Source organism: Acinetobacter lactucae (genome assembly GCF_001605885.1).
In the GTDB taxonomy this organism is placed as follows: domain Bacteria; phylum Pseudomonadota; class Gammaproteobacteria; order Pseudomonadales; family Moraxellaceae; genus Acinetobacter; species Acinetobacter lactucae.
The window spans coordinates 135,710-162,044 of sequence record NZ_LRPE01000012.1; the positions used below are offsets into that span (position 1 = coordinate 135,710).

Consider the following 26,335-nt stretch of genomic DNA (forward strand, 5'->3'; position numbering starts at 1 on the left):
ATTATTTTCCTAACAACAAAAATAAAGCACCCTCATCTGACTCTTGTGCTTTTAACTCCAAACCATTTCTATCGGCAGCCTCACCTGCAATAGAAAGCCCCAATCCAGTACCTTCAGTCTTTTTAGTAAAACCTGGTTCAAAAATAGCATTTGATTTAATACTATCTACATCAATCCCAGGTCCATTATCTTTATATAAAATTATTGGTTTACCCTCATCGGAGCCTTCATATATCTCAATTTTACGAGACTCATTAATCTGACTTAACCAATAGATACTATTCTCAATTAAATTCGCAAATATAATATCTATATCTTGCTTCCAACAAAGTAGGGTTTGATTTTTATTTATATTAATTTTAACCTCAATATTTAAATTATTTAAATCATTAGAAAATAATTTTAAAGCATCATCAATACATTTATAGACAAACTCTTGCTTTCTATTTCCTCTTTTTGCAGCGGCTAGAGGAGATATTTTGCTAAAAAGCTCTACAAAATCTTTTGAGTTTTTATTAATTCCTTCAGCTATACTCAAAATTTCATTCAAATCATCTTCATTATTGTTTTCAATATAACTTTGTAAGAAGAATTTAAAACTAGGTATTTCGTTTTTAAAGAAATTTAAAGGTCTTCTGCCTTCATGCAAAATCTGATTTATAATTTTTCCTAACATAGCTTGAGTCTGGTATACAGAAACGGCTTTGCGTATTTCTTCTACGGCTTTATTCTGCTCTTTTGATTTCTCATCTATAGATTTTAAAATTTTATCAGAGGTCTCCAAAGAGACACCCTCTTCATCTAAAGATTTCTTAATATCAAACTTCAAATCATCAAAATTAAATAACTTTTCGAATTCTTGTTCAATTTTTAAAGCAGGTCTCGAAAGTCCATTAATTTTTCTATAATTAAATCTTCGGGTTTCTAACTCAGCAATTACTTGCTGAGTAGCATTCATTAAATCCTCATAGGCTCTATTATCTTTTAAACCATCACGAGCACTTTTTTCTATTAAATTAGAGTCTTCTTCTGATTGTATCTTCACATAACCAATTACTTGGTTAATACCTATTCTCATTGAAGGATTTTGAACACGTCGGCTATCTAATAGTAACCAATCATATCCAGGATCACCTAATGGTCTAAGTCGAAAGCCATTTCTAAAAACTCCCAAACCATTGTATTCATCTAATAAATTTTTCGCATCAGTCTTAGTAAACTCTTGAACTTTTTTCTTCCCCTTAGACTCACCCAATTCTAATTGAGTATTTTCAATATTTTTAGTTAGGCTTCCTCGCTTAATTAATGATAACAGTGATTCAGGATCACGGTCATAAACCCTAATATCAAAAATCAACTTTCCACAATTTAGTGGAGAGTTTCTCATATAAGATTTATTATCAATAGTTACAGCTTCTTTAAATTGGAAACTGATTTCTTCATTCGGGATATTATCTGTCTTTTGACAAGAATAAATTAATTTCCCTGTACCATCTTTTTCAACTGTTCCAGATATTCGATAATCAAAATAATCTACAATCGGATATGATTTAATTTCAGTTTTTTTTATCACCTCATCATTGTTATCACTTTCTACCTCGAGATAAATATTAAAATTTAAATTCTTATTTTCATTACTTCTGCTTAAATCTAAAGGCACTACCAACTTTTTTAATTCAAAAATCAATTTATTAACTTGTTTTTCAGTCCATTCACCATAAAATTTTTCATCACCAAAAATCTCAATTGTTGTACCTTTCTTCAAATTATTATCAGTAATTGTCTCTACTTTAATATCAACTTGATCTAGATACTGGGCTTTCTCAAACTCACTCCAGCACAAAGAAACTGTAGTACATTCTCCTTTTTCAGTTACTGTTTGAATTTTTAAAAGATCTCCTAATAATGCTACCGCATATCGACCGACTCCTTTACGGCCTTGCATTACTCGTCCATTTCTGGTGGATTTTCTCTTCAGCTTATCATCAGTAGAGGGAACTAACCATTTTAATAATACATCATCACGAGACATACCATGACCATAATCAGTTATGATAATTTTATAATTTTTATTTGAATTATCTTTATTAATTTTTATATCTACTGTTGGTGAATCAGCGTCAAAAGCATTTTTAACTAATTCTATTATTGCAGCGGCATGGTCTTGAATTAGCTCTCTTCCAATCGTAAGTATGTGTCGCCCAGCTGGTCTTATTATAATTCTTTTATCTTCAGCCATTTAAATACTCCATAATTTTTTCTGCAATTTTATTTGCTAATAGAACGGGCACAGCATTACCAATTTGTTTATAGGCACTCGTACGACTAGGTTTCCCACTTTGACTTTCAAAGAAATAATCATCAGGAAAAGTTTGTAGTCGTGCAGCCTCACGTGGAGTTAAAGAGCGATTCTGCTCAATATCAGGATGAATATAATGATGTCCATCCTTTGCCATATGTGCAACTACTGTATGAGATGCAGCTAAATCACCAGCGACCACTTTAAAACGATCAGTAAAAGATTCACTAAATTTATGACTTTTTAATTTATTTGGCAAGTCATTATAATTTAATCTTTTTTTACTATTATTCCAAATATCCACTGCTATACGATAAATTTCCAAATCTTGTGTAGTATTTGGACGAGCTTGATGCCATGTTACTGGTAAATCTGTATGTATATTTGCTTGTAATAACCAATGACTATAATTTTGGGAAACTTCACAAGGTAAATGACTTCCTTCGCCAGCTTTTATTTTTGGTAGATCTTCCAATGCATCCCAAACCATAGCATTTAAATCAATTTTCAAAAGCTCTGGATAGAATTCCTTGTGTTCTACACCTCTTTTACCAATTAGAATTACACGCTTTCTATTCTGTAAAACCCCATAATCTGCAGCAGTTAATACTTTATATTCAACAGCATAACCCATTTCATTGAAGAGATTAAACATCTTCTTAAAATATGAATCACCATTTTTATCTTTTGCAGATAGGAGCCCGAGTACATTTTCAAAAACAAAATATTCAGGTTCATATTTTTTTAAAAATTCAGCGTAATAAATATATAAATGGTTACGAGGATCATTTTCCATATTTCCACGCGCTCTTCCAATGACTGAATACGCCTGACAAGGTGGTCCACCAACGATAATATCTAATTTTTTACCATTTAAAAATTTATCAACTTTTTCAAAAATAGATTTTAAACTTTGAGGACCAATAAATTCATTTATAACTGAGTCTAGAACCTCTTTAGGCACCATTCCCCAAAACTCATTACGTGTAATATTTCCTTCTAGATAGTCTTTATAAATATCGACTTTATTATTATCTTTTAACCAATGATATGCTTGGCGTGTTTTTAAAGTAGCACAAGCCGCTTCATCAGCTTCCACATGCGCTACCGGCATAAAACCAGCTTGAATAAATCCTTCGGAAAGCCCTCCAGCACCGGCAAATACATCTAAAAATCTGAAAGAAGAGCTAACGGCAGTCATACCACAAATACACCTTTTTTTGTAAAAGCAAGAGTGCCAGGATAAATGAAGTGTTTCAAGAGGAAAATTTAACTTCCCTGTCCACAATGGGTATTTTTCCGTCGAAAAATATTATTTTGTTATATATATGCAAATACAAAGAACACTTATCCAAGCTGTGTAAAACAAATTTAAAAATTTATAATCCAATATCGACAATGCAACACTGTCAAGCCACTTTTAACATCGTTACATGCATCTGACTGCGAATAGTCTTCTCGTACCATCTCAAGCCATGACTGGATTACTATATGCGCCAGAAGTAATGCCGGTAAAACTCTTTTGATCCAGCCATAGCTGGAGTTATGAGTTTGAGCTCCACTTCCCGCTCTAAAATTAAAAAACCACGTAGTTTAAAAAAAATTAAGCGGTTTTTAGTATCGGTTAGTTAGCTATTTTCACTAACCCTCACATACTTTTAGCCAATTCTTTTGCCAAACATTGCTCATGCCAAGTGGTTTGAAAGTTCTCGACAGCTTTTGACTTAATGAGAGGGTCTTCAAATAGCTTTGAAGAATATGCAGATTTGATAAGCTCTTGGTAAAGTTGTTTGGCTTGTTGCTCTTCAAGATGATTGGCGATGTCGTGTAACTCTTTAGCTGGCACTTCATGTTGTCTTGCATCCATCACGCCACTCGCTGCTTTCTTCACAGTTTCACAGTAATGAAGTTCCATTGCTTCTGATGCTGCATAACATTGAATTGAAATTGCGCTGATAAAGAGGAATATAAATCTCATAATCTCACCTTAATTTGACGCGCAAGGTTATCAACTAATCTGCCCAAATTTAAGTTAAAAAAGGTTATTTTTGTTTTGTCTTATTTTATTTCACCTTTTGCACTTGAGTGTCAGAAGCTTTTAGCACTTCTCCATCTGCTGCGACTGGCGCCATAAATGGAATTTGCTGACCTGTATTTTTATCAATTAATAGAGAATAGTGCTCTCCACTTTCAAATAGGTTGTGCTCTCCCCATTGTCGTAAAGCTACAATTACTGGAAACAAACTCTCTCCTTTAGCGGTCAATACATACTCCTGATAAGCCGTGCCATCTGAAGCATCTTGCATTTCAAGAACACCTGCATCGACTAATTTTTTTAGTCGGTCAGAAAGTATATTTCGCGCAACGCCCAAGCTTCGCTGAAAATCTCCAAAACGGCGCATTCCATCAAAAGCATCACGCACAATAAGCAGTGACCACCGATCTCCAATGAGATTGACGCAACGCGCAACAGGACAAGGTTCATCTTTTAACAATATAGAGTTCGCCATTGAGTTTCCTTACCAATCATCAGTAACAAGTTATCTAGTTGCATTTTAAAACTAGCAGGTCTAACATTCAACTAGTTGCATTTTAAAACTAGATTGAATGGATTTTGGCCCATGAAAGCATCTCTTGTATCTTCAACTTCACGCGCAGAAAGCGATAAACCGCTTTCGATCATACCTCGTAACGTAATTTTTCTGTTCGCTATTGCAAGTGGTGCAAGCGTAGCAAATGTCTATTATGCACAGCCTTTGCTCGACATATTAGCCAAGGACTTTAATGTTAGTCATGCTGCCATTGGTGGTGTGGTTACAGCTACTCAAATAGGTTGTGCCCTAGCCTTGGTGTTTTTAGTGCCGTTGGGTGATTTGGTAAATCGGCGTCGTTTAATGGCTATTCAGTTATTGGCTTTGATCTCGGCTTTGCTCATGGTTGGCTTTGCTCACTCTACCATTGTTCTCTTAATAGGAATGCTTGCGGTGGGTTTACTCGGCACAGCCATGACTCAAGGGCTTATTGCTTATGCTGCAAGTGCTGCTGCCCCACATGAACAGGGCCATGTTGTTGGTACTGCACAAAGTGGTGTGTTTATTGGGTTACTGCTTGCTCGTGTATTTTCAGGAGGAATTAGCGATATAGCGGGTTGGCGTGGTGTGTATTTTTGTGCAGCCATCATCATGTTCATGATTGCATTCCCCCTTTGGAAACGACTTCCTCATTTAAATATTCAACCCAGTGCCATGCGCTACCCGCAGCTTCTGGCGTCTATGTTAAACCTGCTTCGACAAGAAAAAGTACTCCAAGTGCGAGGTGTTTTAGCTTTACTCATGTTTGCGGCATTTAATATTTTTTGGAGCGCATTGGTACTACCATTAAGCGAGCCGCCTTATAGCTTCTCGCATACTGTAATTGGGTCTTTTGGACTTGTTGGAGTGATTGGTGCTTTGGCTGCTGCACGTGCGGGTTACTGGGCTGACCGCGGATATGCTCAGCGTACAAGCTTAGTAGCACTCGTAATATTACTGCTCGCTTGGGGCCCACTTTCACTTATGGCCTACTCCCTTTGGGCGCTAGTAATTGGCATCGTATTGCTAGACTTGGGTGGACAGGCTCTACACGTGACCAATCAGAGTATAATTTTTCGCACTCGCCCAGAAGCGCATAGCCGTCTTGTTGGTCTATACATGCTCTTTTATGCAGTGGGTAGTGGACTCGGTGCAATTAGCACCACAGCGACTTACGCCTATGCTGGTTGGTTTGGCGTGTGTGCCTTAGGTGCAGGTGTTAGTTTGTTGGCGCTCATATTTTGGTGGATGACACGACACACCGCTGCTCAAGACACAAATGAAAAAGATAACAATATACAAATAAACAAACTATAATTTAGGATGACTCTCGTCAGTGAATAAAGTTCTTAAGTCTTAATTTGTTAAGCTCAAGCGGTAATGGAATGAAATCTTCTCTAACAATCTAATGATTGATATGCAACATTAGTCCATTACTATCAAAAATATATGGAAGCCCCTATAGGAACAAAATTGGGTATTAATAATAAATTAATCTGCATAGTTGTCTTTGCTCTTCTTACAGGTTGTCAGCAGCAAGAAGCAGGTGAAGATATGAGTGCCGTAAAACTCCCTGTTTATCAATCTAATGGTATTTCTGCTTCAGCACGCCTAAAAGGAGCTTTACAGTTAAAACAAGAATGTCTTTATGTGAACGATATCCTGATTATCTTCCCTGAACACACTGCTCAGTGGGACTCTAAAAAACAAACTTTAAGCTATAAAGGCAAGCATATCGCTATAGGCAGTGAATTAGATATTGCTGGAGGTTTTGGTAATTTTCAGCAAGACAACCTCCGCATTAAACATTTGAGCCCAATGTGTGATCATCAAAATATTTGGTTTGCCGGATGATTTATAATCAGGAGAGCAGATCCAATTTTCGCTCTCCGTTTTAACTTTTAGGCTTTAAGTCAAATACGTTAACTATTCTCTGATTTATATATTTTTCTAACAGGCAACCAAAAATAAATATAAATTAATAGAAGAACCCACCCCAACAATACATCTCCAATTAAGTGTGGAGATTCGTGTGTCATGACTAGCCCCATAATCAACATCGCGCCAAAGTGAGCAATATTTGCAATCATAGTAAATTCAAAAAACATATAGTTTTTTAGAGGTTCATTGGCGGCTTTTAATAAAAACCAGCCCCATACAATATAGATAGCTGAGATCATCAACTCGTAATGCTCACCTCCACCATGCAACTCTCCCCAGCGAACTAATCGAACAAGAAATTTACCCCATTCAAACTGAAGTAAAATTGCAGGAATATTTAAAAAGATGAGAAGTGCTGCCCCTGCAAAAAATAAAAGAAAGCTAATTCCCATAAATTTTGCGACTAAACTGAATCTCGATATTTTTATCTGATGAGTTGCTGACATAACTTATATCCTCATTGATATAAAACATTAATTTATAATTTTAAGAAGCACGTAATCGACGAGTTTTGAAAATACCCAATCCTTTTATTCAACCCTCTAATTGCCTGCTTACCCGGATGATTTATTTGCATCCAGACTTCACTACCACCCGATTTAGCAACGTCTGCCCATTCTTTGATTAAGGCAAAATCTTTTTCATTTTCAATAATAACATTGCCCGGTTCACCAATTGCTCTAGAGTCGATCATCACGTTACCCGTGATTAAAACCCCAGCTCCTGATTGCGACCAAGTTCGGTATAGTTGAATCAACTTTTTACTTGGTCGTCCATCTGGATGGGCCAGTCCTTCACTTAAAGCCGATTTAATCAGCCTATTCTTGAGTGTAAAGCCATCTTTTAAAGTAAAGGGTGATGCCAGTTTTAATTCGTTTTTCATTTTAGACCTCCAGCTTTATTGTTTTTACGCAGTCAGCTTTTGAATATAATTACGAATAGGCGTTGCAACTAAATCCGGATGGCTTGCGATCCCCCAATGACCTAACGGAATATCGGTACGTGTAAAAGATGAATTCACCCATCGGTCTTGTTTATCGACAATATGCTGGGGCACAAAGCGATCTTTAGTCATTGATAAGACATGTATAGGCACTGATGTATAACGCTTCTGTGCATTTAATAATGGCTTGAATAAATTTAGGCGATAAAAGCCTAAACCACGTATTCCATTTTTAAGTTGATTAGGATGACGTGTAACCTTCTTCCCCTCGAGTTGAGAAACCACTTGTGGCCATATTTTTGATAGCCCCAGATACCAGCTTAACTCTGGAATAATTGGAATATTAAAAAAGAGCATATAACTCGAAGAGACCATTTGTTTGACAGCAGCAAACATTTTCGCAGGCTCTTTACTGTTCAGATTTTCTTTGAACCACATGCCGGCATGATCAATACTCGGTGCTAAGGCCGTATAGCTTTTGATGTAATCTTTTAATTTGTCATCAAGAACAGCAGCCCACCCTTGTAATGCCCCTAAATCATGTCCAATTAGATGTACAGGTTGATTAGGACTTGTTTGTTGAATCACTTCCTTCAAGTCAGAAACGAGATAATCCATGTGATACCCTGCTTCTGATAATGGAGCACCAGATAAACCTGTACCTCGAACATCATAAGTGACAATATGAAAATCAGACTTCAGTAATGAAGCCAGTTCATCCCATACTTGCGCCTCATCAGGATAGCCATGAATAAAAACTAAGGTCTCAAGATCTGCTGTTGACTTCCCCCACTCATAAACAGATAGAGTCACATCAGCAGCCTGAATGTATCTTTGTTGTTTTTCAATATTTGTATTCATCTTAGCTCACCAATCCTTTTTGTATTTCTTCATAGAGTTTGACTGCTGGTGAGCGATTTATATAATCCAGTGCAAGCTCGGTTGAACCTTCATAGAAAGGATGGTACGCAGGCTTAAAGAAGTTTTTAGCAATTGTGATAAACCATACAGGACTTGGTACTAGTCCTTGAGCGCTTGCTTTAAACCACTCCCTCCAAAAATTCGGATGGATTAAAGTCTGTTGGGACTTAGGTATCGTCTGATCTACTGCAGCTAGCTCTTGTGTTCCTTTAACCATTAAATAAGTAAAAATGGGTGCCACTATACTCATGATTGCAGCCCGCAATGCATAGCTACCACCCAAATGTTCAAATAAATCAAAAGCTACTGTTCTGTGCTCAACTTCTTCTGCACAGTGCCACGTAAATAAATCACTTACCGCCGGATCGCAACCTTTTTCTTCCCAATGTGCTTTCGTTAAAACATATTGACCCAATGCACAAGTGTAGTGTTCAGCGGCAGCAACAATGCCTACACGGAACAATAACCAAGACTTTTGCATACGCTGTGGCAAAACCTTGCCAAACGGTTTATCTGCAAGCATGTAGTCAAATAATTCCATTACTCGCTCATACTGCTTTTCAGTATCAATGCCATAACGTTGTATATATTTTTCAATGGACTCTTTATGCGCTTGAGCATGAATGGCTTCTTGACGAATAAAAGTTTCTACATCTTTTTTTAATTTTTCATCGGTAACAAATGGCAATGCTTTGTTAAAAATACGGCAGAAAAAGTATTCCCCCCTCACCAAAGTAAAACTGAAATGATTTACAGCATGACTTCCAAGCGGAGACTGAGGAATCCAGTGCAACGGGGAATGATTCCAGTCAAAGGCAACACGGCGTGGAAATAATGGCCATAAAGTTTTTGATGCCATATCTTTGAATGTGTTTGGTTGCATGTTCTTTTTCTCTTACTCAAGACAACTACACATTAAGTTCTAAAATAGAACTTGTTAATATCTTTAAAGGACAAATGCTATGTCAGAATAGTCAAATGCCTTATTAGAACTTTGAAAATAAGTGTTGAAAATTAAAGGCACAAAAGAAATAGATTAAAAAAAGCCCTCATAATGAGAGCTTTTAATGAAGCAAATTTTTACATCTAATGTGGGAATTAAACTTCGGTTGGGCTAATTTCTGACGTTAATCTTTGCAAATCATGACCCGAAGGCGCTTGGTAAACACGTAAACCAAATTCAGGAAGAATCGCAATTAAATGGTCAAAAATATCTGACTGAATTGCTTCATAAGAAACCCATGCAATCGTGTTGGTAAATGCATAAATTTCTAACGGCAAACCTTGGCTTGTTGGCTGTAACTGGCGAACCATAATGGTTTGGTTTTGAGCAATACCCTTGTGCTGGCGCAAGTAAAATTCCACATAAGCTCTAAATGTTCCAATGTTGGTTAGACGGCGCTTGTTGTAACGAGATTGATTGCTTAATTGCTTATTGAACTCTTCAATTTCAGATTGCTTTGCATCAAGATATTGGTCTAACAGTAAAAACTCTTTGAGCTTTTGCTGCTCTTCATCGCTCATGAAATGCACGCTACTTTGATCGATAAAAAGTGAGCGCTTCATTCGACGGCAACCTGAGTTACTCATGCCTCGCCAGTTTTTAAATGTATCAGTAACCAGCTTATTGGTCGGAATGGTGGTATAAGTTTTATCAAAATTTTGAACAGTTACAGTATGCAGTGAAATATCAATGACATCACCGTCAGCATTTAAAGATGGCATTTCAATCCAGTCACCAATGCGCACCATGTCATAAGAAGCAATTTGGACACTCGCCACTAAAGACAAAATGGTGTTTTGGAAAACCAGCATTAATACCGCTGCCATCGCACCAAAACCTGCAAGTAAAGTGAACACATCCTTTTTAAGGAATGTTCCCAAAATCATCAGGCCACACACCACAAATAAAATGAGTTTAACGAGCTGTAAATAACCTTTAATCGGTTTGTTTCTAGATTTTGGATTACGCTGATAGATCAGATTAAATATATTTAATATTTCACTGACCGTAAGCGCGAGTGTGAGAAAAATGAATGCTTGCGCTGCCATCTCTACAAAAGCAATGAACTTTGGAGATAGATGAGGCACGGTTGCAATACCATTCATAATCACAACAGCAGGAACAATATTTGCAAATCTTCTTATGACGCTATGCTGAGCAAAAATAGACTGATTTGGTGATTTAAGCTTTGTAACTAAATGACGAACGCCCCGAACAATAATACGTTTGGCAATAAAATTTGCGATTGCTGCAAATAAAATCAAAATAGTGAGTGAAACAAACATCTCTAGCCAAGGATATTGGCTTAACTCACCCCGAATATCGCGAAAAAAATTTAAAAAATCCAAACCTATACACCTTAAAACTTTATTTTCAGTAATTTTAAGGGCTAAGGCATTTGATCATAAGGTTTGTTTACATATGTAGTCATAAATACAACAACTAAGTTATATACCCTGCCCGAACTTAATTATGATCTGTTAATTTTAGAACCTTACCTGCTTATGGTTTAGACCAATTATATAAAGTAGATCGAGCCTATCGGTTCATCTAGAATAATACGATAAACAAGTTATTTTGGTTCTCGTGAGTGAAGTTTTCTGATTTTTTGACTTTTATTGGTGTGGTCTGGTTTAGCTTATTCTTTATCTATATTGCTTGGATCTTTTTTCTTAAAAGTCTGGTTCAAAGATTTTTAATTTATAAGCGAGGAATAATGACTTCTGCCGAGGTCGTATATTTTCAAGACTCATTAGCTAAGGTGCAATATCGCCCTTTATGTTATATCAAATTGAAATTTCAAACTGAGCAAAGCCAAATCATTACTGAAAATCTAAAGGTGCTTATCGCCGAAAAAAATCATCATAAATATAAAGTCGGTAGCATCATCAATATTAAATATGACTCTAAAAATTTAAAGAACATTTCTATATTGGGCGAGGTCATGCTTTAAATCATTAGAGATTATTTAAAAAGTAAGATAATCCCTGCGGCGCACGTCCATTTAAGCGACTGCTCGTTGTCACTCGAACCAAATTACTCCAAGTAATATTGCAACAATGCTTGATCAATTTTTTGATTAAAGACACATCTTCATGACATGAAATAGGTTCAAAGCCACCGACCAAAAGGTAGACCTCTGCGCTAAAACTTAAATTTGCCCCGTGAATATGCGCATGGTCCATCTCATCTTGATAATGTGCTAAATATTTTTCCCGCTTAGTGATAGAGAGATGACTAAAATCGTCTAGCGTTACAGTGCCGCAAATTGCATCTGTGGGTTGATGCTGGATTTGGTAGCGTAGCCAATCAGGGCTGACGACCGTGTCTGCATCTGTACATGCAATCCATGTAACCCCTCTCTCAATTAAATGGCGAATACCTAAGTCTCTCGCTTGCCCAACACATGCATAGTCGCATTCAATCCAATTGATTTGATGGCTTTGTACGATTAACCGCGACTGATCTGTACAGCTATCGAGTACAACAAGCACTTCTACGTCATAACCACTGATGTTATCTATCGCAACCTGAACAGATTGCAGACAGGCAGATAGATAGTATTCTTCGTTATGCGCTGGAATGACGATACCTATTTTCATCTTAGTTTTTCCTGCTGTGCTAAAGAGGAAGTATTGGCCGTCCACAAATCGATCATAAAATCTGGATCGTTTAAGCTGAGATAGTGGTGAAATGGAAAATGTTGCTGAAAACTTTGATGAACTCGCTCAGCATTTAATTCAAAATCTTGGATTTCATGTCGCCAATGGCAACACAGAATTTCACCGTCATCATTTAAACTATGTTTTAACTTTTCAATAAACTGGTGCAATTCATCTGCTGACAAGTAATAGGCCATCTCACTAATTAAAATTAGGTCAAATTTTTGAATTGAGTAGTCTTCAGGTATTTTTCTATTTTCAACAACAACATGCTCAAATTCTTTTAGACGTTCAGATGCCAAGCGAACAGCACTCTCAGAAACATCTATACAGATCAATTGCTCAGCTCTTTTTGCCAAATGAAAACTTAAATGTCCGTTTGAGCAGCCGACTTCTAGCACCTTTGGATAGCGAGGTTTTGTCAGCAGTGCGAGACAAATTTGTCTTTTACGTGCTTCATACCAATGAGTGTCATAGCCCCATGGATCACTGTTATGACGATATAAATCTTCAAAGTACATGCGAGAATGAATCACTCAAATAAACCTCATAAGGCATTAAAAGACGATTAATCGCACTTGGAGATAGCACTGCGGCATTCCCCGTGCTTTCATCTGCTTCTAGTTGGGTTTTAAACTGCAAAATTGCTTGTTGTTTTTTAGTTAGCTGTTCTTGTGTTAATGAAAATGCTTTTGCTCGGTGCCAATCAATTCGTGGGTCTAAAGGCTTTGCCCAATGCCAAGCCCAGATTAATACGTGTAAACATAGTAATTGCTTCGCAGTCGCATAAGCTTGTACGGTTTTCCCTACTGCTTCATGGTCTGGATGTCCATCAAACTCATAACTACAAATTAGAATATCGTCGGCTTGAACCATCTGATCTAAACTCTGCCAGAGTTGCTCGGTTTGTAAATGAATCTGACCATCTAACAAATTAAACTCTACATGCTCGGTTGACTCTGCTGCGCCTAAACACTTCAAGGCAACCAAGCTTTCTTGCGGACGAAGAACATTGAGCTGATCTGGAGGATATTTTGTAGAGTTAGGATGGCTTTGTGTGCCGTTACTCACAGCTAAAATTAGAATCTTACAATTTAGTTCGATGAGTTGCTGCATTAACCCACCACAGCCAAGCACTTCATCATCAGGATGTGGAGCGACAATCACCACCCTTTTAGAACGAAATAACTCAAGATCTAAAGGCGCTAGCGGATGATCTTTAAATGCCTTTAACCATTGCTCTTTGGCCGTGCCCTCACCAAAAATAACACGGTCTTCAACCAAAGGATGCTTTAAAGTTCCCATAGGCTTTGCTCCGACACACAGAGTTCTGCAATTTGTTCATAGTCAAAAGCAGCATGACTTTGTCGTATAAACACAGGCAAATCTGCCATGAGCTGAGCAAATGTCGCATCTTCACAAAAAGGACGAGCGCCTAAGGCTTTCCCTACTCGCTCAATAATGCTCAGACAGCATTGTTCTGTTTGGGCTCGTAATATCCGTATTTCCCGCTCATGGCTTAGCGTTGGTTCATGGTCAATCAATTCAGCAACATATTGAAAATATTGTTTGGTGATTTCTAATTGCTGAGCGACCTCGCCTAAATATAATTTTTTATATGGGTTAGGATTTGCCTGACAGCTTTCTTGCAAATAACCAGCTAGACGCACGGCGGCACCATACCAACAAGCCGCAACACCTGCTGCACCATGCCAAAAACCTGGGCGTTTCAAATAACTGTTTGGCTCACCAACCGATTGAACAGGCGTATTTTTAAAAGTTACTTGCGCGGTCTGTGTTGCATGCATGCCTACCGCCTGCCAGTGGTTTAAATCGGTCGTAATAGATGGATGGCTTAAGTCGGCAATACAAAGCTGCGCCTGCCCTTGCTGATCTTTATAACTCATTAAAGCTTTTTGGATAAACTCAGCACCAGAGCACCAAGGTTTTATGCCATTACAAAGTTGGTTAGTGACTTGCAAAGGCGCTGGTCCGCCATCGGCTGCCCAAACCGCCCAACTCTTGTTATCTATTTCTTGTTGATAGCCCAATTCATTTAAAATACTTAAGGCATCGCAATGAGATTCAAAAAGCTTAGCTAGACTTAAATCAACCCCAGCAATCTGCCCAAAAAGTTGCCAGCGTTGATAGGTATGACCCGAAGCTGGATGGGGTAAATTTTTCGCTACATTGATCAATTGATAGAGCAAACTAACTCGCAGCTTGTTTTTAACTTCAGCTGGGGCAGCTTCAAATTCACTTAAGATACTCAATATCGTCATGTTTATAGGTATTTTGATATTCATTACGATTAATTATTTAAAAGTATTGAATTAACACTATCTGAACACATCTGTTTAATTAAACACGTAAATTGTAATAAAAAGATAAATATTATTAGATTTATATCTAATTATTTCATTGTTATTCAAATGCACCTATTAAGTGAACTTATAATCCGATCATGTAAGGTTTATTAAAAACTCAACATTTTGCCCATTATTTAAAGTAATTTAGTTTCTACCGTTTTTCTATTTCCAAAGAAGAGGTCTAAAATGAATACTTTAAATATTAATGATATTAAAAAACATGCCGACGTTATTGCTTCATGTGGCACAAAAGTAGGGACTGTCGATCATCTTGAAGGTGAAAATCAATTAAAGCTAACTCGAGATGAAAACGATCAACATCACCTTATCCCAACGGCATGGATTGGGGAAGTGAAAGAAAACCAAGTCATTCTGAATAAAAATTCAGAAGAAGTTAAAGATCAGTGGCAAGCGATCTAAGCTTCAAGCACGGCGAGTTATTCACCGTGGACATTTATAATTAAAATATTTCACTATATAAATATAAATGAGTAGGCTTAAATTATTTCAAGCCTAAATTATAAAAATGAAGGCTCCTTTTAACTAAGGAGCCTTTTTTATTGCATAAGCCCCAAAATCACCAAGTTAGGTTGCTTTTTATCTGAACAAACCATTCAAAGAATATTTTTGTCCCTTAAGCACATGGTGATTAAGTTGACTGAATGCTAAAAATGACCCATTCGCATTAAATGAACAATTATGAATAGGGTGACGGATATGCTCACAGGGAATCATCAGCTTAAAGCCAGAAAAGTACATTTTGATTTTGCAGAGTCATCCGTCTGCTGGATGCCGAATGATCCGCTATGCTCACATGTCGCTAATGGCATCAACATGCTCCTGCCGGCTGGTGAATTTTGGTTTTGCCGAGTCTTTAATAAAACCCTGCCCTTGATTACCGATGAAACATTAAAACAAGAAGTCATCGGATTTGTCCGCCAAGAAGCTGCGCATGCACGTGCCCATGAAAAAGCACAAGATTTCTTACGCGAAAATGGTTACGACATTCAAGAAACACTTAACCGTGCCCATTTTGTTTTTAACATTTTATTAGGTGACAAACCTTTAGGCATACCATTTTTAAAAGGCGAAAAGCTTGATGAATATTGGTTACTTTTCCGAGTAGGCGTGATTGCTGCAATCGAGCACTTTACCGGAACCATTGGTCAGTGGACACTCGATAGTAAGTCTTGGGACAAAGCCGACCCTGCTATGGCAGATTTATTCCGCTGGCATTTGGCTGAAGAAGTTGAACATCGCTGTGTTGCTTACGATTTATTTGAGCATCTCTTAACAAACAAATTTGGTTTTTATGTGTCGCGCCAAGTGATTATGGCGGCGGTTTTTCCACTGTTTATTTACTTCCTTGCTGACTTTGCCCGTAGTCTAGGTAAGCAGGATTTAGAGCACGAAGATATTCAAAAACTAATGCGCCGCGGCTACTTCAAAATTATTCGTGAATTTGAGAAAACTGCGACTCGCTCAGACAACTTACCGACCATTAAATATTTATGGAAAGCGACGTTAAGATGGGTTTCTCCAAAATTTAACCCGCTTCATGAGGGAGACACCGAGCAAGCTTTAGCTTATATGGCTCGATCACCTGCGGTTCAATATTTTGAAGGAATGGCACAAACTGCAAAACCTGTGTAATGAAGCTAGACGCTTATTTTAATGCTAAGAAAAGCCTCTTTTTAGAGGCTTTTTTCGTTTATGGGCTACTTAGACCGACACAGATTAAAAAGAAATAATCGAACAAGCGCACTTTCATCGATGTTATTTTTTTCAAAAAGCCGAAACATCGCCCCGTCAATCATACATAAAAACATGTAAGCGTCTTCAATCGAAGCCGTAGTTTTGACGGTTAAAAGCAGTTTATAAATTTCATTGATGAGCCAAGTTCGGTACTCGATTGTAACGCCATAGGCCTTGGGATAGACCCTTTTAATTTCAAACATTGCCTTAAATGGTAAATGATATGGCCCTTCTAAACTCGCATGTAAAAAGTAAATTTGCTTAAGCTTATCGAGCACCATCAGTTCATTATAGGAATAGAGAATTGAAAGCACTTTGTCTTTTAGCGTGTCTTTTTGGAAAGTGATACACCTCTCGATCAGCCGTTCTTTGGAGTGAAAGACATTATAAAAAGTGGCTTTGGAAACTTTGGCTTCACTAATAATTCGATCGACACCGACCTTATGAAAGCCATACTGATTAAATAAGTCTTTTGCTGTGTGAAGCACTTTCAATGCTGTAAAGGAAGATTGTAAATTTGGCATAGATATACCGCTTAAAATAATTTTTTGTTGTATATAAAAGAGATAGAAATGCCGTCACTCTTAAAATGAGTGCTAAAAACAGGCATGCAAAAGCCGCACAAAATGGCGTGCTCACCTATCTCAAGTTTTATAGTTGCTATGATTTAGTTGTAACGATTCTTAAGGCGTAGAAAACCTAGAGTCGATTAAACCGTTTTAAAGACTGTTCAAGCGGTATGAATAGAGAGACTTTGGCAAAGGCCAATAAAGAAGAAATAGTACGCATGAGCGGACTCCTTTGGCTATAAAGAAGCTTCACTACATTACTGTCAAATAATGGTGGTGAAACGAGAGAAGGTTGACAGACTGATAGCCAAAAGATCAGCACACCCGAAGGTGTCCCCCTCCCGTTCCACCGCAGAGGGGGCACGCAGGGATGCCCACAAAAAAGAAAAACTTTTTCGTGTGCGTTGGCTATCCGACCTGTCAAAGTCGGCTGGCAATGTGGCCAGCAGGCAAAGGATAATCGGAGGGGTTTAGAGTGTCAATGTGATATTGGATAGAAAATAATTGAATAAATATTATTTTTCATTGGATTAGAATATTTTATTACTATATTAGAAATTCATTATTTAGTAAAAATAATAATAGAACAAAAGAGGGTTAGCAGACTGATTTACCCAAAAATCAGCACATCCGAAGATGTCCCCCTCCCGTTCCACCGCAGAGAATAATAAGAGAAATTTTAAGTGTCAATGTAATATTAGGTGAATTCTTAAAGTTTATTATCTAGTTTAATTGGCGAATTATATGAAGTAATACACCGATAAAATGGATAATTAAATCCATCTTATCGGCTTGCTAGAATCGGTTTTTAAAACCTTATTTTTTATTGTTTAATATATTTTGGAAACTCTTTTAAAACCTTATGACAAAAGTGGCCTTTTGTATCTTCCTTCTTACGTACTTCAAATTCTTTCATACCAAATTTCATGACTTCTCTGCCGTATTTTTCGCCGAGATCATGTTTAGTGCATTTTGCAGCAGCCTCCTTTAACTCTTCCGAATAATAGTGATAATTACAATCAAGTTGAGCACGGCTTAAAAAACCATGTAGCTCTACTGCTTTCTCACACTGTGTTTGCTCTAGAAGATTTCTAGACTCTTGAGCAGCATAAATTGATGTTGCTACGAATAAATTGAAAATTGTTACTAAAAGATTACGCATTATTTCCCCGAAAAAGTTATTAAAAGTATTAGTGATAATATTGCGGGCGTATTAAATAATAATTATTTATAAGTGTCTATTAATAATAAAGAAAATGGCATAACCCTCTTCTCTTTTGAATACTTAATCACCTTAATAAAATTGGGTGATTAATTTTTATCAAATAAATGATATTAAATTTGTTTTATAGCGATCTTTAATATAATTCAAGAAAAGGGTTCGAGTGATATTTAATTCATTTCTAATCTACTAAAACCCTTACTCATTTCAGCGCTTTAAAACCCTAATTTCTTAAAGACAAAATAACCCACATGGCTTTCAAAGCTACCGTCATTTTGAATTTTGAAATATTTCTTCACAAGGTCAGATGAACCTTCCTGTAAATAGCGTAAAGTTTTGATTTGATCTTCAGGGGTTTTCATACGCTGAACCCAACTATCAAAGTCTAACGCAAGCGTTTGTTTATCTAAGCCTACCAAGTCAAAGCCCGCATCTTCAATGAAATAGACCCACTCTTTCACACTATAGTTTCGTACATGACTTGGATCTCGAATAGTTTCGATAGTCTGTAAAAACGTATCTAATATGGGCGAGCTAGAGCTAATAATGTCTACGAAAATGACAATGCCATCTGGCTTAAGTACGCGGTTTACTTCCTTCATGGCAGTCGGAACATGCTGCCAGTGATGCGCTGAATATCGGCTAATAACCACATCAAACTGCTGATCGCTAAAAGGCATATCTTCAGCAATGCCCTGCTGCACAAAGATGTTTTTTAGTTTGCGTTGACTGGCAGCCTTAGACACGGTATCTAACATTTCATGAGATAAATCGTATGCAAAAACAAGGTCAGCATGTGGAGCAACATTGTAGGAGACATGACCACCACCACAGCCTAAATCAAGAACCACAGCCTTTTCAATTTTCTGAACTTCATTAATAAATTTATTAAATTCAATTCCTTGAGAGTGAGCTTGGCTGTTTAAATAATCGATAGATTTATTTTGGTATTGTTTTTGATTTATATCGTGCTGGGTGATCATAACCTTGCTCCTATATGCAATGAAATTAACATAAAGGAAAAGTTAGATAAAAAATAATGATTAGTTTTTCTTCAATTAATAAATAAAAGTTATTATTTAATTTGTTTTCATACGTTATACCAGTTCATGAAAATACTTTTAATAATTTATAACAAATCCGCAAAGAGCACTGTTTAGTCACCCTTACTGAAACAGTGCTCTTTGCTCCATCTCAACCTCTATCCAGAAAGGTTTGATGCATAGAAATAGTGTATGTACCTTTGACTCAAAATGTTTCCTGTATTTTTTAATATTTTTAAATGTTCGCAGCATAAAAATAAAGTATATTTAGATTTATCAGAAGATTCTTCTTTGGTTTATATTTTGAACAGAACAGAATACACACTAGATCGTATAGATCGGAAAATTTTATCTGCATTACGTGGAAATGGCCGTTTAACCGTTGCCCAATTGGCCGAAGAAGTAGGTCTCTCATCTTCTCCATGCTGGACACGACTGAAACGTCTAGAAACTTTAAAAATTATTGAAGGCTATACAGTAAACGTAAACCAAAAAGCGATTGGTATTCACGAAGTCTTTTTCATTGAAATTACTTTAGAGCGCCACGATGACGAAATGCTAGAAAATTTCAGTGAAGCATTAGCAGATATACCTGAAGTTGTTGAGGCGCATCTTGTTACAGGTGACTACGATTATCTGGTTAAAGTAGCAGTCAAAGATGCTGACCATTACGAAAGATTTTTAAGGAAGAAACTTTACTCGATTAAAGGAATACGCCACACCCGTTCGACCTTTGCCCTACGCCCTCTCAAATCTGCCAATACAGCCGATTTAATGCTAATTGAATAGAAGAGTTAAACACTTACATATAAGTGTTTAATTTATTGATTTTAAAATCTTTATTAAGGGAAAACCAAGAAAATATAACAGATTAAAGTTCTGTTATATTTTTTTTAAAAAATTCTGTATCTATGATTACAGCCTCCTCTTCTTCAAAATGTAATTAATCTGAATTGGAGGCATCGCCATGAACATTTTGAAGAAAAAAAATAAAGCCAGTTTTGTATTCTTTATTATTACCCTCTACTCTTTTATTGGGTTTGGCTTAGGTTTCATTATTTGGGAATACTTTTTAAAGGCTTAGTTTGCTAAACAAGAGTCAGCTAACCTCAGAAATAATTTCTGAAGTAATTTCTTTACTACGATGATATGCGGCCTTCATTGCTAAACGTATATCATCAGATACATTTCCTAGTTCAAACATTCTGAGTGCTGATTCGGTAATTCCGTTAGCCAATGTCACCTTTCCACACAAATCCGCTGGCGGAACATTACTTTTACGAATCATTTCAACTGCACCACTAGCCGCTTGGAGTGCTAAATCTAGAGCAAATTGTTTATCGAGCCCTAAAGAAACCCCTGTTTTTATCATACTGTCTAAAATATAGAAAAAGTAAGCTGGTCCCGAACCAGAAAGCGCAATAATTGCATCGGTTTGAGTTTCCGATGGTGCCCAAAAAGTCTGTCCCGTTGCAGAGTACAGCGTTTCAATTACGTCTTTATCGAGTTGGTCCATTTGCTCGGAAGCAATAAGTACATGCGTACCCGTATGCGTAAGTACAGGTGGATTTGAAATCACACGAACAATTTTTTTCGACCCCGTCAAACTGGATAAGCTTGCAATATCAACCCCAGCCATCATGGAAACTATAATTTTACTTGCCAACCATTTTTTTAGCGGTACAAGTGTTTCTTTTAACTGTTTAGGTTCTAGTAGCAAAACCACAATTTCAGCTTTTTTTAATCCATTTTCCCTTTGCTTTAAGGCATTTGTATCATTAATTTTCTTCTCTTCAATCAAGTGTATTTTTTCTTTTTTAAATCCTTTTAAAACCAGTCCTCCTATCAAAGCTAAAGCTAAATTACTACTGCCAATAAAACAAATATTAGGTTGTACTGCACTTAACATTTAAAATGTTTTCCTTTCTTAAGAGAGGCTTATAACAATAAATATTATCTATACTTTAATTATGGATATTAAATTAATAATGATGGCCTGAATAAAGAACCCATTTTAATAAATATATTATTAAAATGGGTTTTGTTTTATTTGCGCAATAAATAAAACAACTTTAGCTTAAGCCTAATGTAGTAGCTTCGATAGTAAATACCACATAATAATTGTTTAATGTATGTAAGTATTGATACAGTATTGTAAAAACTTCTTATATAAGATTAAGAGAACATAATAATAGTTCAATTAAGCGTATAAACAAGGCTGAACCTAATAGTTAAGGTATTCAAATACTTTCTTTTTTATTTTCTAAAATTCTCTCTGCTTTTCTTATAGCTTGTTGTAAATCAATATCTTCGCAAACCCAAAAAGTAAAAATCTGTCCAAACAAGTGAAAGTGCTGCTTAACGTAACGGGAACTATTGTCTGAGTAATGCTCTTCAATCTTAAAAAAATCATTATGATTTTCTATTTTTTGACCGTCAAAAATACCGCCAATACAAATATCCATTTTAATACCATACACCTAGTAAATTATATTTTAACATAAAATTTAGAAGCACTTTTAAGAGAGTATTTTTATAATTTTTTTATTTTAAATCTAAGTTTGATTAAAACTTATAAAAAGCCCACAAAAAGTGAAGTGGGCTTTTTTAAACTCTACTAAAACGCTTTAGACTTAAACATATTTTATTTAAATAATATATTTAAATCAATTAGACGCTCTATTTTTATGAATTTTGAAGAATTACAATATTTGAAGCCTGTGGGCCTTTTTTGCCTTGTACTACAGTGAACTCAACACGTTGGCCTTCGATAAGAACTTTAAAACCTTGTGTTTGAATATCGGTAAAATGAGCAAAAATATCTTTACCTTCATCAGTTGCAATAAAACCAAAACCTTTAGTTTCATTGAACCACTTTACTGTACCAGTAGAATTAGACATGTTTTAATCCTGAATCTTTAAAATATTATAACTTATTATTGGGGAAACCAATTTAACTAAAAAATAGACGTGAAAACTTAAATGACTGAAAACCGAAGGATTATAAATAAAACTACGAAAAGAGAAATTTATGATGACAAGAATATTTTGTTAGTTATGCTCGATAATACACGCTTCAAAATCATTTGCAATCGATATTCAACATAATTAAAGCAACAAAAATCTATACTTCTTTATCCTTAATAAAACTTCTGTTCACCAGCAGGACGTGTCTTAAAGCGTCGGTGAAACCACATGTATTGTGTAGGAGCAATACGAATTTGATTCTCAATAATCTTGTTTACCCTTTCAGCATCACTGACTTCACAACCACTCGGAAAATTTTCGAGTTTAGGCTCTACCAAAACGTGGTATTGAGGATTACGGATATCACCACTACGGTAAAAATATAAAGGGACAGCTGCTGCCTTAGAGATATCCATTAGTCTGCGGTGTGCTGTAACAGTAGCGGCTTGAATACCGAAAAATGATGCCATGACACCCTGTTTTAAGCCAAAGTCCTGATCTGGGCTATACCATATTGCATGGCCGTGTTTTAGGTTTTGTATGAGTCCACGCATGTTGTCTCGAGCAATCTGGTTTTTATACACTCTCGCACGACTACGATGAATCAGAAAATCTAAAAACGGATTATTTTGAGGTCGGTAAACCACGTCCATATTAAAGAATAAAGTACACGCCGCTCCACCTGCATCTAAAAGCGTACTATGGGTACCTAATAAAAGTACGCCATTTTCCTGATTATTAGTTAAATTTTCTAAACCATCTATGTGAACACGGCTTTTAAACCAATTTGGGCAATACCAAGCATTTAGAGCTTCAAATACACCCGTTAAAGTATCAACAAAAACCTGTTTAGCTTTTGCCTCAATTTGCAAAGGTGTTTTTTCGGGAAAGCAAGCTTCCAGATTTCGTAGCGTCGTTTTGCGTCTTGAACCTAAAAATTTCCAAGCTATTTTTGAAAGGACATCGGCGAGGCGCCATTGAATAGCCCAAGGTAACATCGCAAATAACATCAGAATAAAAGCTAGAAACCATATACCCCAATATTTAAACGATAAAAAGGAAAATTGAAACTCGCCAGATTTAAACTGCCGTTCATTTTTCGTCATACTGTAGATTTCTTGAGATATAGACTTAGCATACTAACATGCTCAATTTTTAACGTTGTGTGTTTATGTTGCTTTCACTTTTATAGTTTTATCTGCCCTATTTATTTTATATAAATCGATATTTTAAATATTTAATCTATTTAAGACTTAAATATACATAACCTTCTGTATACATCGATTATTTTCTCATTTAAAGTAACCACACAATCTTGCTTCAATTGATAAATAGGATATATCAGCGTGAGCGGTCTTTTAGTATTTATAACAATTGCATTTCTTACCCTACTAAGCCCAGGACCGGGAGTTTTATTTACTGTCACAAATTCAATTAACTATGGTGTTAAAACTGCTTTATTTGGAATAAGTGGTTTAATTATTGGTATGTTTGTGATTGCGGTAATTTCCGCTAGTGGTGTGGGACTTATTATTACCAGTAATCCTACTATTTTTACCGTTTTAAAGTTTATTGGTGCATTTTATTTAATGTATTTAGGGTATAAAAACTTCACCAAAAAGCTTCCAACACAAGAGTTAATAAGCAATCAACAAAACAATCAAGCTGTAAGTAAATCTAAACTGTTTTATCAAGGCCTATTTGCATCATTACTGAATCCTAAAACAATTGTATTTTTTATTGCGCTCTTCCCTCAATTTATTGACATAAAGAAAGAAATTTTAAATCAATTTTTAATTCTTTCTTTAACCTTCTGTTTTATTGGATTTTTAATTCATTTAGTTTATGCAAATTTCTCTTCGATTTTTAAAGAGAAGATGTTAGCTGGGAATAATTTTTCCATCCTCAATAAAATTAGTGGTGCTATTTTCTTTCTTCTTGCAGTTTTACTCATCACCCAATAAATCATTACTCGCCTTATAATTCATTAAAAAGCCTTAACTCATGGTTAGGCTTTTTAATTCTTTTGATCTTTAAACATGTTTTCATCTAATACATTTTTAGAGTGTCACTCTGTTTAATATCCAACCGTAAAAGAACTCTTCGTAGTTAGGATTGTTCTCTGTAATTTCGATATAACGCTGCCCTTGCATAATATTTAAGATACGCACTAACACTTTTTCTCCCTCTTTATGACGTCGGTTTAAATAGGAGCTAAGTGCTTGCAAACTAAGAGGCCCGTATTGGCCATCTACAGCAAGATTTGGCCAGCCTTCCTTACTCTGCTTATTTAACAGGTTTAAAGCACGTTGTAATAAAGGCTTCGCAAAACTCACCCCACAATTTACAGCGGTATCGAATAACTCTTCTGCAATAGCTGGGCTAATCTCATTAATCTGGTCAAACTGAGGCTCAAACCAATATTGTTGCTTATAAATAGATTTAGCCACGGCTAATGGTAAATCTTGCATATCACCTTGATATCCGTTTGATCGAGCAACTGCTTCTGTAATACCAAATTTAGTCGCATGACCATGATCTGATGGATGGTTAACATATCCGCCTTCTCGGCGGATCATTGATTCTAAGTATTGATCGATATTCATTTTATTTTACCTATATGTTTAAAGCTGTCTTTAGCTATTTTGAAGATCATCTTTTGCTTTTTTTAAGTCTTTGATGACCTCTACAATCGTTTTACCTTCTTGTTTATTGATGAAATTAAATACCCATCTCACAATAGCCCAGCCCGGCAAACCACAAATGAAGAAGAATCCAGATAGGGTAATCATTCCCCAAATATTGGATACCCATTCATGTAGGTTCCATTTCATAATAATAAAGGAACCTCCTGTCAGGCTTGAAACTACGGTACAGATGAGAGCAACAATCCATTCTTGTGGAGAACGAGGAAAACGCATCATTAATACAACTGCCACAACTAAGCTGACTGCCAAAGCCACCATAATTGCAATACTATAAAAATTTAAAAATGTGGCTAACCCACTGGTTGAAATTGTTTCCATGACATTGTCCTGCTTTAAAGGGTGTAACTTGAAAACTCAGCGCAATAATCAGCTTGTTGTTTTCAGGTTTTAAACACCCTTAGTTTTCTTTATTACAGTCAATAAAAAACACTAACGCTCTTAAACCGCGCTAAATCGCAAGACGAACTTATCCTTGACCCCATATTTCAGGGGTCCAAGAAAGAATGTTTGTATGCTAAAGCCTGTTAGTGTGCACCGTTTAAGGCTTGTTCAATCAACTCAATCACTGTGATTGCACCGATCGCTTTTTGCATAGAGACTTGATCATCGAATTCGAATGCTTCATCTTCAAGCTCATTTACAATCTGCTTTGCCTCCTCGAGTGCTCTTTTTATTTTTTGTACCTTATATTTGTTTACGTCTTTTGCAATTGTTGGGACATACCCTCCACGTTTTGCATTTTTAAGTTGTTTAGCTCTGTTCTGCATTGCTGTAGTCATTCACTATCTCCAACTCGACTCACTCGATTAGTAAGGCATCTTTATCGTTTGTTATTCTTAAAGTTTTGATACATTCTTTGAGCAATATAGCTAAGCTATTGCTACAAATGTGTGTTCGAAACGTTTCATCTGGTACAACAATGATAAAGATCCAAACCGCATGCAATTAAGCTACTAATTTATAATCAAATCTTTCCTTTTCTAAAAATGTAAAAAAGTATTAAAGTTTTTAGAATTAAGCATTCTTTATACTTTAATTTTTTGACCAAAAAGTTCATATAAGGCTTTGCCGTATATCGGAAACTTTTGTTAGAGCTCGCAATCTTTGTTAGATTCTTCATGTTCTTGATACCCTTTATCGACGAACATTAAGCCTGATCCACGGAATCGGGCTTTTTTTTATTCCAATTTTTGTTTTGATAGCCAGTTTGCAAATATTATTTGAGCTATCTCCCTTTTATTTTGCTACCTATAGAAACAAAATAAATTTAGCTTTTATCTCAACTCATTGATAAAGCGATAAATCTTGATTTAGATACGATTTAAACTTTATCTATTCATTTGAAGATATAACTGATATTAT

At 36.1% G+C, this 26,335-nt stretch carries 31 protein-coding genes; 8 read left to right on the plus strand and 23 right to left on the minus strand.

All coding sequences use genetic code 11. The features are described 5' to 3' along the window. Nucleotide 1: 1 nt before the first annotated feature. The 4 genes from AWW73_RS06930 to AWW73_RS06945 form a co-directional block, all read right to left on the minus strand. Nucleotides 2-2,239, minus strand: coding sequence for a sensor histidine kinase (locus AWW73_RS06930; protein WP_062849206.1), 2,238 nt, complete (start codon nt 2,237-2,239; stop codon nt 2-4). Beyond that, entirely contained in the window at nt 2,232-3,500 is a 1,269-nt protein-coding gene (locus AWW73_RS06935; RefSeq protein ID WP_062849207.1) for a DNA cytosine methyltransferase, read from the minus strand. The genes AWW73_RS06930 and AWW73_RS06935 overlap by 8 nt, the downstream gene beginning before the upstream one ends. Before the next feature lie 447 nt (nt 3,501-3,947). Continuing rightward, the gene (locus AWW73_RS06940; protein WP_062849208.1) at nt 3,948-4,277 is read right to left on the minus strand and encodes a hypothetical protein; all 330 of its coding nucleotides are present in this window, start codon (nt 4,275-4,277) and stop codon (nt 3,948-3,950) included. An 85-nt stretch (nt 4,278-4,362) separates the two neighbouring features. Beyond that, the gene (locus AWW73_RS06945) at nt 4,363-4,809 is read right to left on the minus strand and encodes a winged helix-turn-helix transcriptional regulator (RefSeq protein ID WP_062849209.1); all 447 of its coding nucleotides are present in this window, start codon (nt 4,807-4,809) and stop codon (nt 4,363-4,365) included. Between the two features lie 111 nt (nt 4,810-4,920). Here AWW73_RS06945 and AWW73_RS06950 point away from each other — a divergent pair, with 111 nt between their 5' ends. Together AWW73_RS06950 and AWW73_RS06955 are read left to right on the plus strand one after the other, a co-directional pair. Continuing rightward, nucleotides 4,921-6,186: an MFS transporter gene (locus AWW73_RS06950; RefSeq protein ID WP_062849210.1), complete on the plus strand. Its 1,266-nt coding sequence runs from the start codon at nt 4,921-4,923 to the stop codon at nt 6,184-6,186. Nucleotides 6,187-6,318: 132 nt separating this feature from the next. After that, nucleotides 6,319-6,723 carry a hypothetical protein gene (locus tag AWW73_RS06955; RefSeq protein ID WP_061875821.1) on the plus strand — a complete coding sequence of 135 codons (405 nt, stop codon included), beginning with the start codon at nt 6,319-6,321 and terminating at the stop codon, nt 6,721-6,723. 68 nt (nt 6,724-6,791) lie between these two features. Here AWW73_RS06955 and AWW73_RS06960 read toward each other — a convergent pair whose 3' ends face one another. The 5 genes from AWW73_RS06960 to AWW73_RS06980 form a co-directional block, all read right to left on the minus strand. Next, nucleotides 6,792-7,256 carry a DUF6632 domain-containing protein gene (locus AWW73_RS06960; protein WP_031947850.1) on the minus strand — a complete coding sequence of 155 codons (465 nt, stop codon included), beginning with the start codon at nt 7,254-7,256 and terminating at the stop codon, nt 6,792-6,794. A 32-nt stretch (nt 7,257-7,288) separates the two neighbouring features. Next, complete coding sequence (locus AWW73_RS06965; protein ID WP_062849211.1) at nt 7,289-7,693, minus strand: oxidoreductase; 405 nt, start codon at nt 7,691-7,693, stop codon at nt 7,289-7,291. A gap of 24 nt (nt 7,694-7,717) precedes the next feature. After that, on the minus strand, nt 7,718-8,614 hold the full coding sequence (locus AWW73_RS06970) for an alpha/beta fold hydrolase (protein ID WP_062849212.1): 897 nt from the start codon (nt 8,612-8,614) through the stop codon (nt 7,718-7,720). Between the two features lies 1 nt (nt 8,615). Continuing rightward, complete coding sequence (locus AWW73_RS06975) at nt 8,616-9,557, minus strand: metal-dependent hydrolase (RefSeq protein ID WP_062849213.1); 942 nt, start codon at nt 9,555-9,557, stop codon at nt 8,616-8,618. A 215-nt stretch (nt 9,558-9,772) separates the two neighbouring features. After that, nucleotides 9,773-11,026 carry a mechanosensitive ion channel family protein gene (locus tag AWW73_RS06980; protein WP_062849214.1) on the minus strand — a complete coding sequence of 418 codons (1,254 nt, stop codon included), beginning with the start codon at nt 11,024-11,026 and terminating at the stop codon, nt 9,773-9,775. A gap of 242 nt (nt 11,027-11,268) precedes the next feature. Here AWW73_RS06980 and AWW73_RS06985 point away from each other — a divergent pair, with 242 nt between their 5' ends. Next, a complete protein-coding gene (locus tag AWW73_RS06985) occupies nt 11,269-11,631 on the plus strand; it encodes a hypothetical protein (protein ID WP_062849215.1) in 363 nt (120 codons plus the stop codon). A 4-nt stretch (nt 11,632-11,635) separates the two neighbouring features. On the opposite strand, the gene AWW73_RS06990 is transcribed toward AWW73_RS06985, so the two are convergent. From AWW73_RS06990 to AWW73_RS07005, 4 genes are read right to left on the minus strand one after another with little or no spacing between them, the layout of a single operon-like run. Beyond that, nucleotides 11,636-12,280, minus strand: a complete 645-nt coding sequence (locus AWW73_RS06990) for a glycosyltransferase family 2 protein (protein WP_057105775.1) — start codon at nt 12,278-12,280, stop codon at nt 11,636-11,638. Then, nucleotides 12,277-12,876, minus strand: a complete 600-nt coding sequence (locus AWW73_RS06995) for a class I SAM-dependent methyltransferase (protein WP_081409524.1) — start codon at nt 12,874-12,876, stop codon at nt 12,277-12,279. Before AWW73_RS06995 ends, AWW73_RS06990 begins: the two co-directional genes overlap by 4 nt. Continuing rightward, a complete protein-coding gene (locus tag AWW73_RS07000; RefSeq protein ID WP_062849217.1) occupies nt 12,851-13,645 on the minus strand; it encodes a PIG-L deacetylase family protein in 795 nt (264 codons plus the stop codon). Before AWW73_RS07000 ends, AWW73_RS06995 begins: the two co-directional genes overlap by 26 nt. Then, the gene (locus tag AWW73_RS07005) at nt 13,633-14,646 is read right to left on the minus strand and encodes an acyl-CoA dehydrogenase family protein (protein ID WP_062849218.1); all 1,014 of its coding nucleotides are present in this window, start codon (nt 14,644-14,646) and stop codon (nt 13,633-13,635) included. The genes AWW73_RS07000 and AWW73_RS07005 overlap by 13 nt, the downstream gene beginning before the upstream one ends. A 249-nt stretch (nt 14,647-14,895) precedes the next feature. Between AWW73_RS07005 and AWW73_RS07010 the strand changes: the two genes are divergently transcribed. Both AWW73_RS07010 and AWW73_RS07015 read left to right on the plus strand, forming a co-directional pair. Then, entirely contained in the window at nt 14,896-15,129 is a 234-nt protein-coding gene (locus AWW73_RS07010) for a DUF2171 domain-containing protein (protein ID WP_016144745.1), read from the plus strand. A gap of 297 nt (nt 15,130-15,426) precedes the next feature. Next, entirely contained in the window at nt 15,427-16,362 is a 936-nt protein-coding gene (locus AWW73_RS07015; RefSeq protein WP_057104705.1) for a metal-dependent hydrolase, read from the plus strand. 65 nt (nt 16,363-16,427) lie between these two features. Here AWW73_RS07015 and AWW73_RS07020 read toward each other — a convergent pair whose 3' ends face one another. From AWW73_RS07020 to AWW73_RS07030, 3 genes are all read right to left on the minus strand, one after another. Next, nucleotides 16,428-16,988: a TetR/AcrR family transcriptional regulator gene (locus AWW73_RS07020; protein ID WP_062849219.1), complete on the minus strand. Its 561-nt coding sequence runs from the start codon at nt 16,986-16,988 to the stop codon at nt 16,428-16,430. 868 nt (nt 16,989-17,856) lie between these two features. Further along, nucleotides 17,857-18,195 carry a hypothetical protein gene (locus AWW73_RS07025; RefSeq protein ID WP_062849220.1) on the minus strand — a complete coding sequence of 113 codons (339 nt, stop codon included), beginning with the start codon at nt 18,193-18,195 and terminating at the stop codon, nt 17,857-17,859. Nucleotides 18,196-18,470: 275 nt separating this feature from the next. After that, nucleotides 18,471-19,238, minus strand: a complete 768-nt coding sequence (locus AWW73_RS07030; protein ID WP_062849221.1) for a class I SAM-dependent methyltransferase — start codon at nt 19,236-19,238, stop codon at nt 18,471-18,473. Between the two features lie 363 nt (nt 19,239-19,601). Between AWW73_RS07030 and AWW73_RS07035 the strand changes: the two genes are divergently transcribed. Together AWW73_RS07035 and AWW73_RS18475 are read left to right on the plus strand one after the other, a co-directional pair. After that, nucleotides 19,602-20,087 carry an Lrp/AsnC family transcriptional regulator gene (locus tag AWW73_RS07035; protein ID WP_031944142.1) on the plus strand — a complete coding sequence of 162 codons (486 nt, stop codon included), beginning with the start codon at nt 19,602-19,604 and terminating at the stop codon, nt 20,085-20,087. Between the two features lie 178 nt (nt 20,088-20,265). Beyond that, nucleotides 20,266-20,382 (plus strand): hypothetical protein, encoded by a 117-nt coding sequence (locus AWW73_RS18475; protein ID WP_004793556.1) that lies wholly within the window; start codon nt 20,266-20,268, stop codon nt 20,380-20,382. A gap of 15 nt (nt 20,383-20,397) precedes the next feature. Here the strand turns inward: AWW73_RS18475 and AWW73_RS07040 are convergent, their stop codons facing one another. The 4 genes from AWW73_RS07040 to AWW73_RS07055 form a co-directional block, all read right to left on the minus strand. Continuing rightward, nucleotides 20,398-21,207, minus strand: coding sequence for a pyrroline-5-carboxylate reductase family protein (locus tag AWW73_RS07040; protein ID WP_062849222.1), 810 nt, complete (start codon nt 21,205-21,207; stop codon nt 20,398-20,400). 331 nt (nt 21,208-21,538) lie between these two features. Next, entirely contained in the window at nt 21,539-21,763 is a 225-nt protein-coding gene (locus tag AWW73_RS07045) for a hypothetical protein (RefSeq protein ID WP_031947830.1), read from the minus strand. 220 nt (nt 21,764-21,983) lie between these two features. Further along, on the minus strand, nt 21,984-22,199 hold the full coding sequence (locus AWW73_RS07050) for a cold-shock protein (RefSeq protein WP_016144737.1): 216 nt from the start codon (nt 22,197-22,199) through the stop codon (nt 21,984-21,986). Nucleotides 22,200-22,438: 239 nt separating this feature from the next. Continuing rightward, nucleotides 22,439-23,371: an LpxL/LpxP family acyltransferase gene (locus tag AWW73_RS07055; protein WP_031947829.1), complete on the minus strand. Its 933-nt coding sequence runs from the start codon at nt 23,369-23,371 to the stop codon at nt 22,439-22,441. A gap of 240 nt (nt 23,372-23,611) precedes the next feature. On the opposite strand from AWW73_RS07055, the gene AWW73_RS07060 reads away from it, so the two are divergent. Beyond that, entirely contained in the window at nt 23,612-24,229 is a 618-nt protein-coding gene (locus AWW73_RS07060) for a LysE family translocator (RefSeq protein WP_016144735.1), read from the plus strand. Nucleotides 24,230-24,325: 96 nt separating this feature from the next. On the opposite strand, the gene AWW73_RS07065 is transcribed toward AWW73_RS07060, so the two are convergent. From AWW73_RS07065 to AWW73_RS07075, 3 genes are all read right to left on the minus strand, one after another. Further along, nucleotides 24,326-24,871 (minus strand): glycoside hydrolase family 108 protein, encoded by a 546-nt coding sequence (locus tag AWW73_RS07065; RefSeq protein WP_062849223.1) that lies wholly within the window; start codon nt 24,869-24,871, stop codon nt 24,326-24,328. 30 nt (nt 24,872-24,901) lie between these two features. After that, nucleotides 24,902-25,291 carry a hypothetical protein gene (locus AWW73_RS07070; RefSeq protein ID WP_016144733.1) on the minus strand — a complete coding sequence of 130 codons (390 nt, stop codon included), beginning with the start codon at nt 25,289-25,291 and terminating at the stop codon, nt 24,902-24,904. Between the two features lie 206 nt (nt 25,292-25,497). Further along, the gene (locus AWW73_RS07075; protein ID WP_016144732.1) at nt 25,498-25,752 is read right to left on the minus strand and encodes a hypothetical protein; all 255 of its coding nucleotides are present in this window, start codon (nt 25,750-25,752) and stop codon (nt 25,498-25,500) included. Nucleotides 25,753-26,335 lie beyond the last annotated feature (583 nt).

Excerpts from the sequence above, each read along its gene's own strand:
- AWW73_RS06965 (WP_062849211.1), bottom strand. The coding sequence starts at position 7,693 with ATGAAAAACGAATTAAAACTGGCATCACCCTTTACTTTAAAAGATGGC.
- AWW73_RS07045 (WP_031947830.1), bottom strand. The coding sequence starts at position 21,763 with ATGGATATTTGTATTGGCGGTATTTTTGACGGTCAAAAAATAGAAAAT.
- AWW73_RS07075 (WP_016144732.1), bottom strand. The coding sequence starts at position 25,752 with ATGACTACAGCAATGCAGAACAGAGCTAAACAACTTAAAAATGCAAAA.
- AWW73_RS07030 (WP_062849221.1), bottom strand. The coding sequence starts at position 19,238 with ATGATCACCCAGCACGATATAAATCAAAAACAATACCAAAATAAATCT.
- AWW73_RS07055 (WP_031947829.1), bottom strand. The coding sequence starts at position 23,371 with ATGACGAAAAATGAACGGCAGTTTAAATCTGGCGAGTTTCAATTTTCC.
- AWW73_RS07065 (WP_062849223.1), bottom strand. The coding sequence starts at position 24,871 with ATGAATATCGATCAATACTTAGAATCAATGATCCGCCGAGAAGGCGGA.
- AWW73_RS07010 (WP_016144745.1), top strand. The coding sequence starts at position 14,896 with ATGAATACTTTAAATATTAATGATATTAAAAAACATGCCGACGTTATT.
- AWW73_RS07025 (WP_062849220.1), bottom strand. The coding sequence starts at position 18,195 with ATGCGTAATCTTTTAGTAACAATTTTCAATTTATTCGTAGCAACATCA.
- AWW73_RS06975 (WP_062849213.1), bottom strand. The coding sequence starts at position 9,557 with ATGCAACCAAACACATTCAAAGATATGGCATCAAAAACTTTATGGCCA.
- AWW73_RS06950 (WP_062849210.1), top strand. The coding sequence starts at position 4,921 with ATGAAAGCATCTCTTGTATCTTCAACTTCACGCGCAGAAAGCGATAAA.
- AWW73_RS06970 (WP_062849212.1), bottom strand. The coding sequence starts at position 8,614 with ATGAATACAAATATTGAAAAACAACAAAGATACATTCAGGCTGCTGAT.
- AWW73_RS06935 (WP_062849207.1), bottom strand. The coding sequence starts at position 3,500 with ATGACTGCCGTTAGCTCTTCTTTCAGATTTTTAGATGTATTTGCCGGT.
- AWW73_RS07050 (WP_016144737.1), bottom strand. The coding sequence starts at position 22,199 with ATGTCTAATTCTACTGGTACAGTAAAGTGGTTCAATGAAACTAAAGGT.
- AWW73_RS07015 (WP_057104705.1), top strand. The coding sequence starts at position 15,427 with ATGCTCACAGGGAATCATCAGCTTAAAGCCAGAAAAGTACATTTTGAT.
- AWW73_RS06930 (WP_062849206.1), bottom strand. The coding sequence starts at position 2,239 with ATGGCTGAAGATAAAAGAATTATAATAAGACCAGCTGGGCGACACATA.
- AWW73_RS07040 (WP_062849222.1), bottom strand. The coding sequence starts at position 21,207 with ATGTTAAGTGCAGTACAACCTAATATTTGTTTTATTGGCAGTAGTAAT.
- AWW73_RS06940 (WP_062849208.1), bottom strand. The coding sequence starts at position 4,277 with ATGAGATTTATATTCCTCTTTATCAGCGCAATTTCAATTCAATGTTAT.
- AWW73_RS07070 (WP_016144733.1), bottom strand. The coding sequence starts at position 25,291 with ATGGAAACAATTTCAACCAGTGGGTTAGCCACATTTTTAAATTTTTAT.
- AWW73_RS07000 (WP_062849217.1), bottom strand. The coding sequence starts at position 13,645 with ATGGGAACTTTAAAGCATCCTTTGGTTGAAGACCGTGTTATTTTTGGT.
- AWW73_RS06945 (WP_062849209.1), bottom strand. The coding sequence starts at position 4,809 with ATGGCGAACTCTATATTGTTAAAAGATGAACCTTGTCCTGTTGCGCGT.
- AWW73_RS18475 (WP_004793556.1), top strand. The coding sequence starts at position 20,266 with ATGAACATTTTGAAGAAAAAAAATAAAGCCAGTTTTGTATTCTTTATT.
- AWW73_RS07020 (WP_062849219.1), bottom strand. The coding sequence starts at position 16,988 with ATGCCAAATTTACAATCTTCCTTTACAGCATTGAAAGTGCTTCACACA.
- AWW73_RS06960 (WP_031947850.1), bottom strand. The coding sequence starts at position 7,256 with ATGTCAGCAACTCATCAGATAAAAATATCGAGATTCAGTTTAGTCGCA.
- AWW73_RS06955 (WP_061875821.1), top strand. The coding sequence starts at position 6,319 with ATGGAAGCCCCTATAGGAACAAAATTGGGTATTAATAATAAATTAATC.
- AWW73_RS06990 (WP_057105775.1), bottom strand. The coding sequence starts at position 12,280 with ATGAAAATAGGTATCGTCATTCCAGCGCATAACGAAGAATACTATCTA.
- AWW73_RS07005 (WP_062849218.1), bottom strand. The coding sequence starts at position 14,646 with ATGAATATCAAAATACCTATAAACATGACGATATTGAGTATCTTAAGT.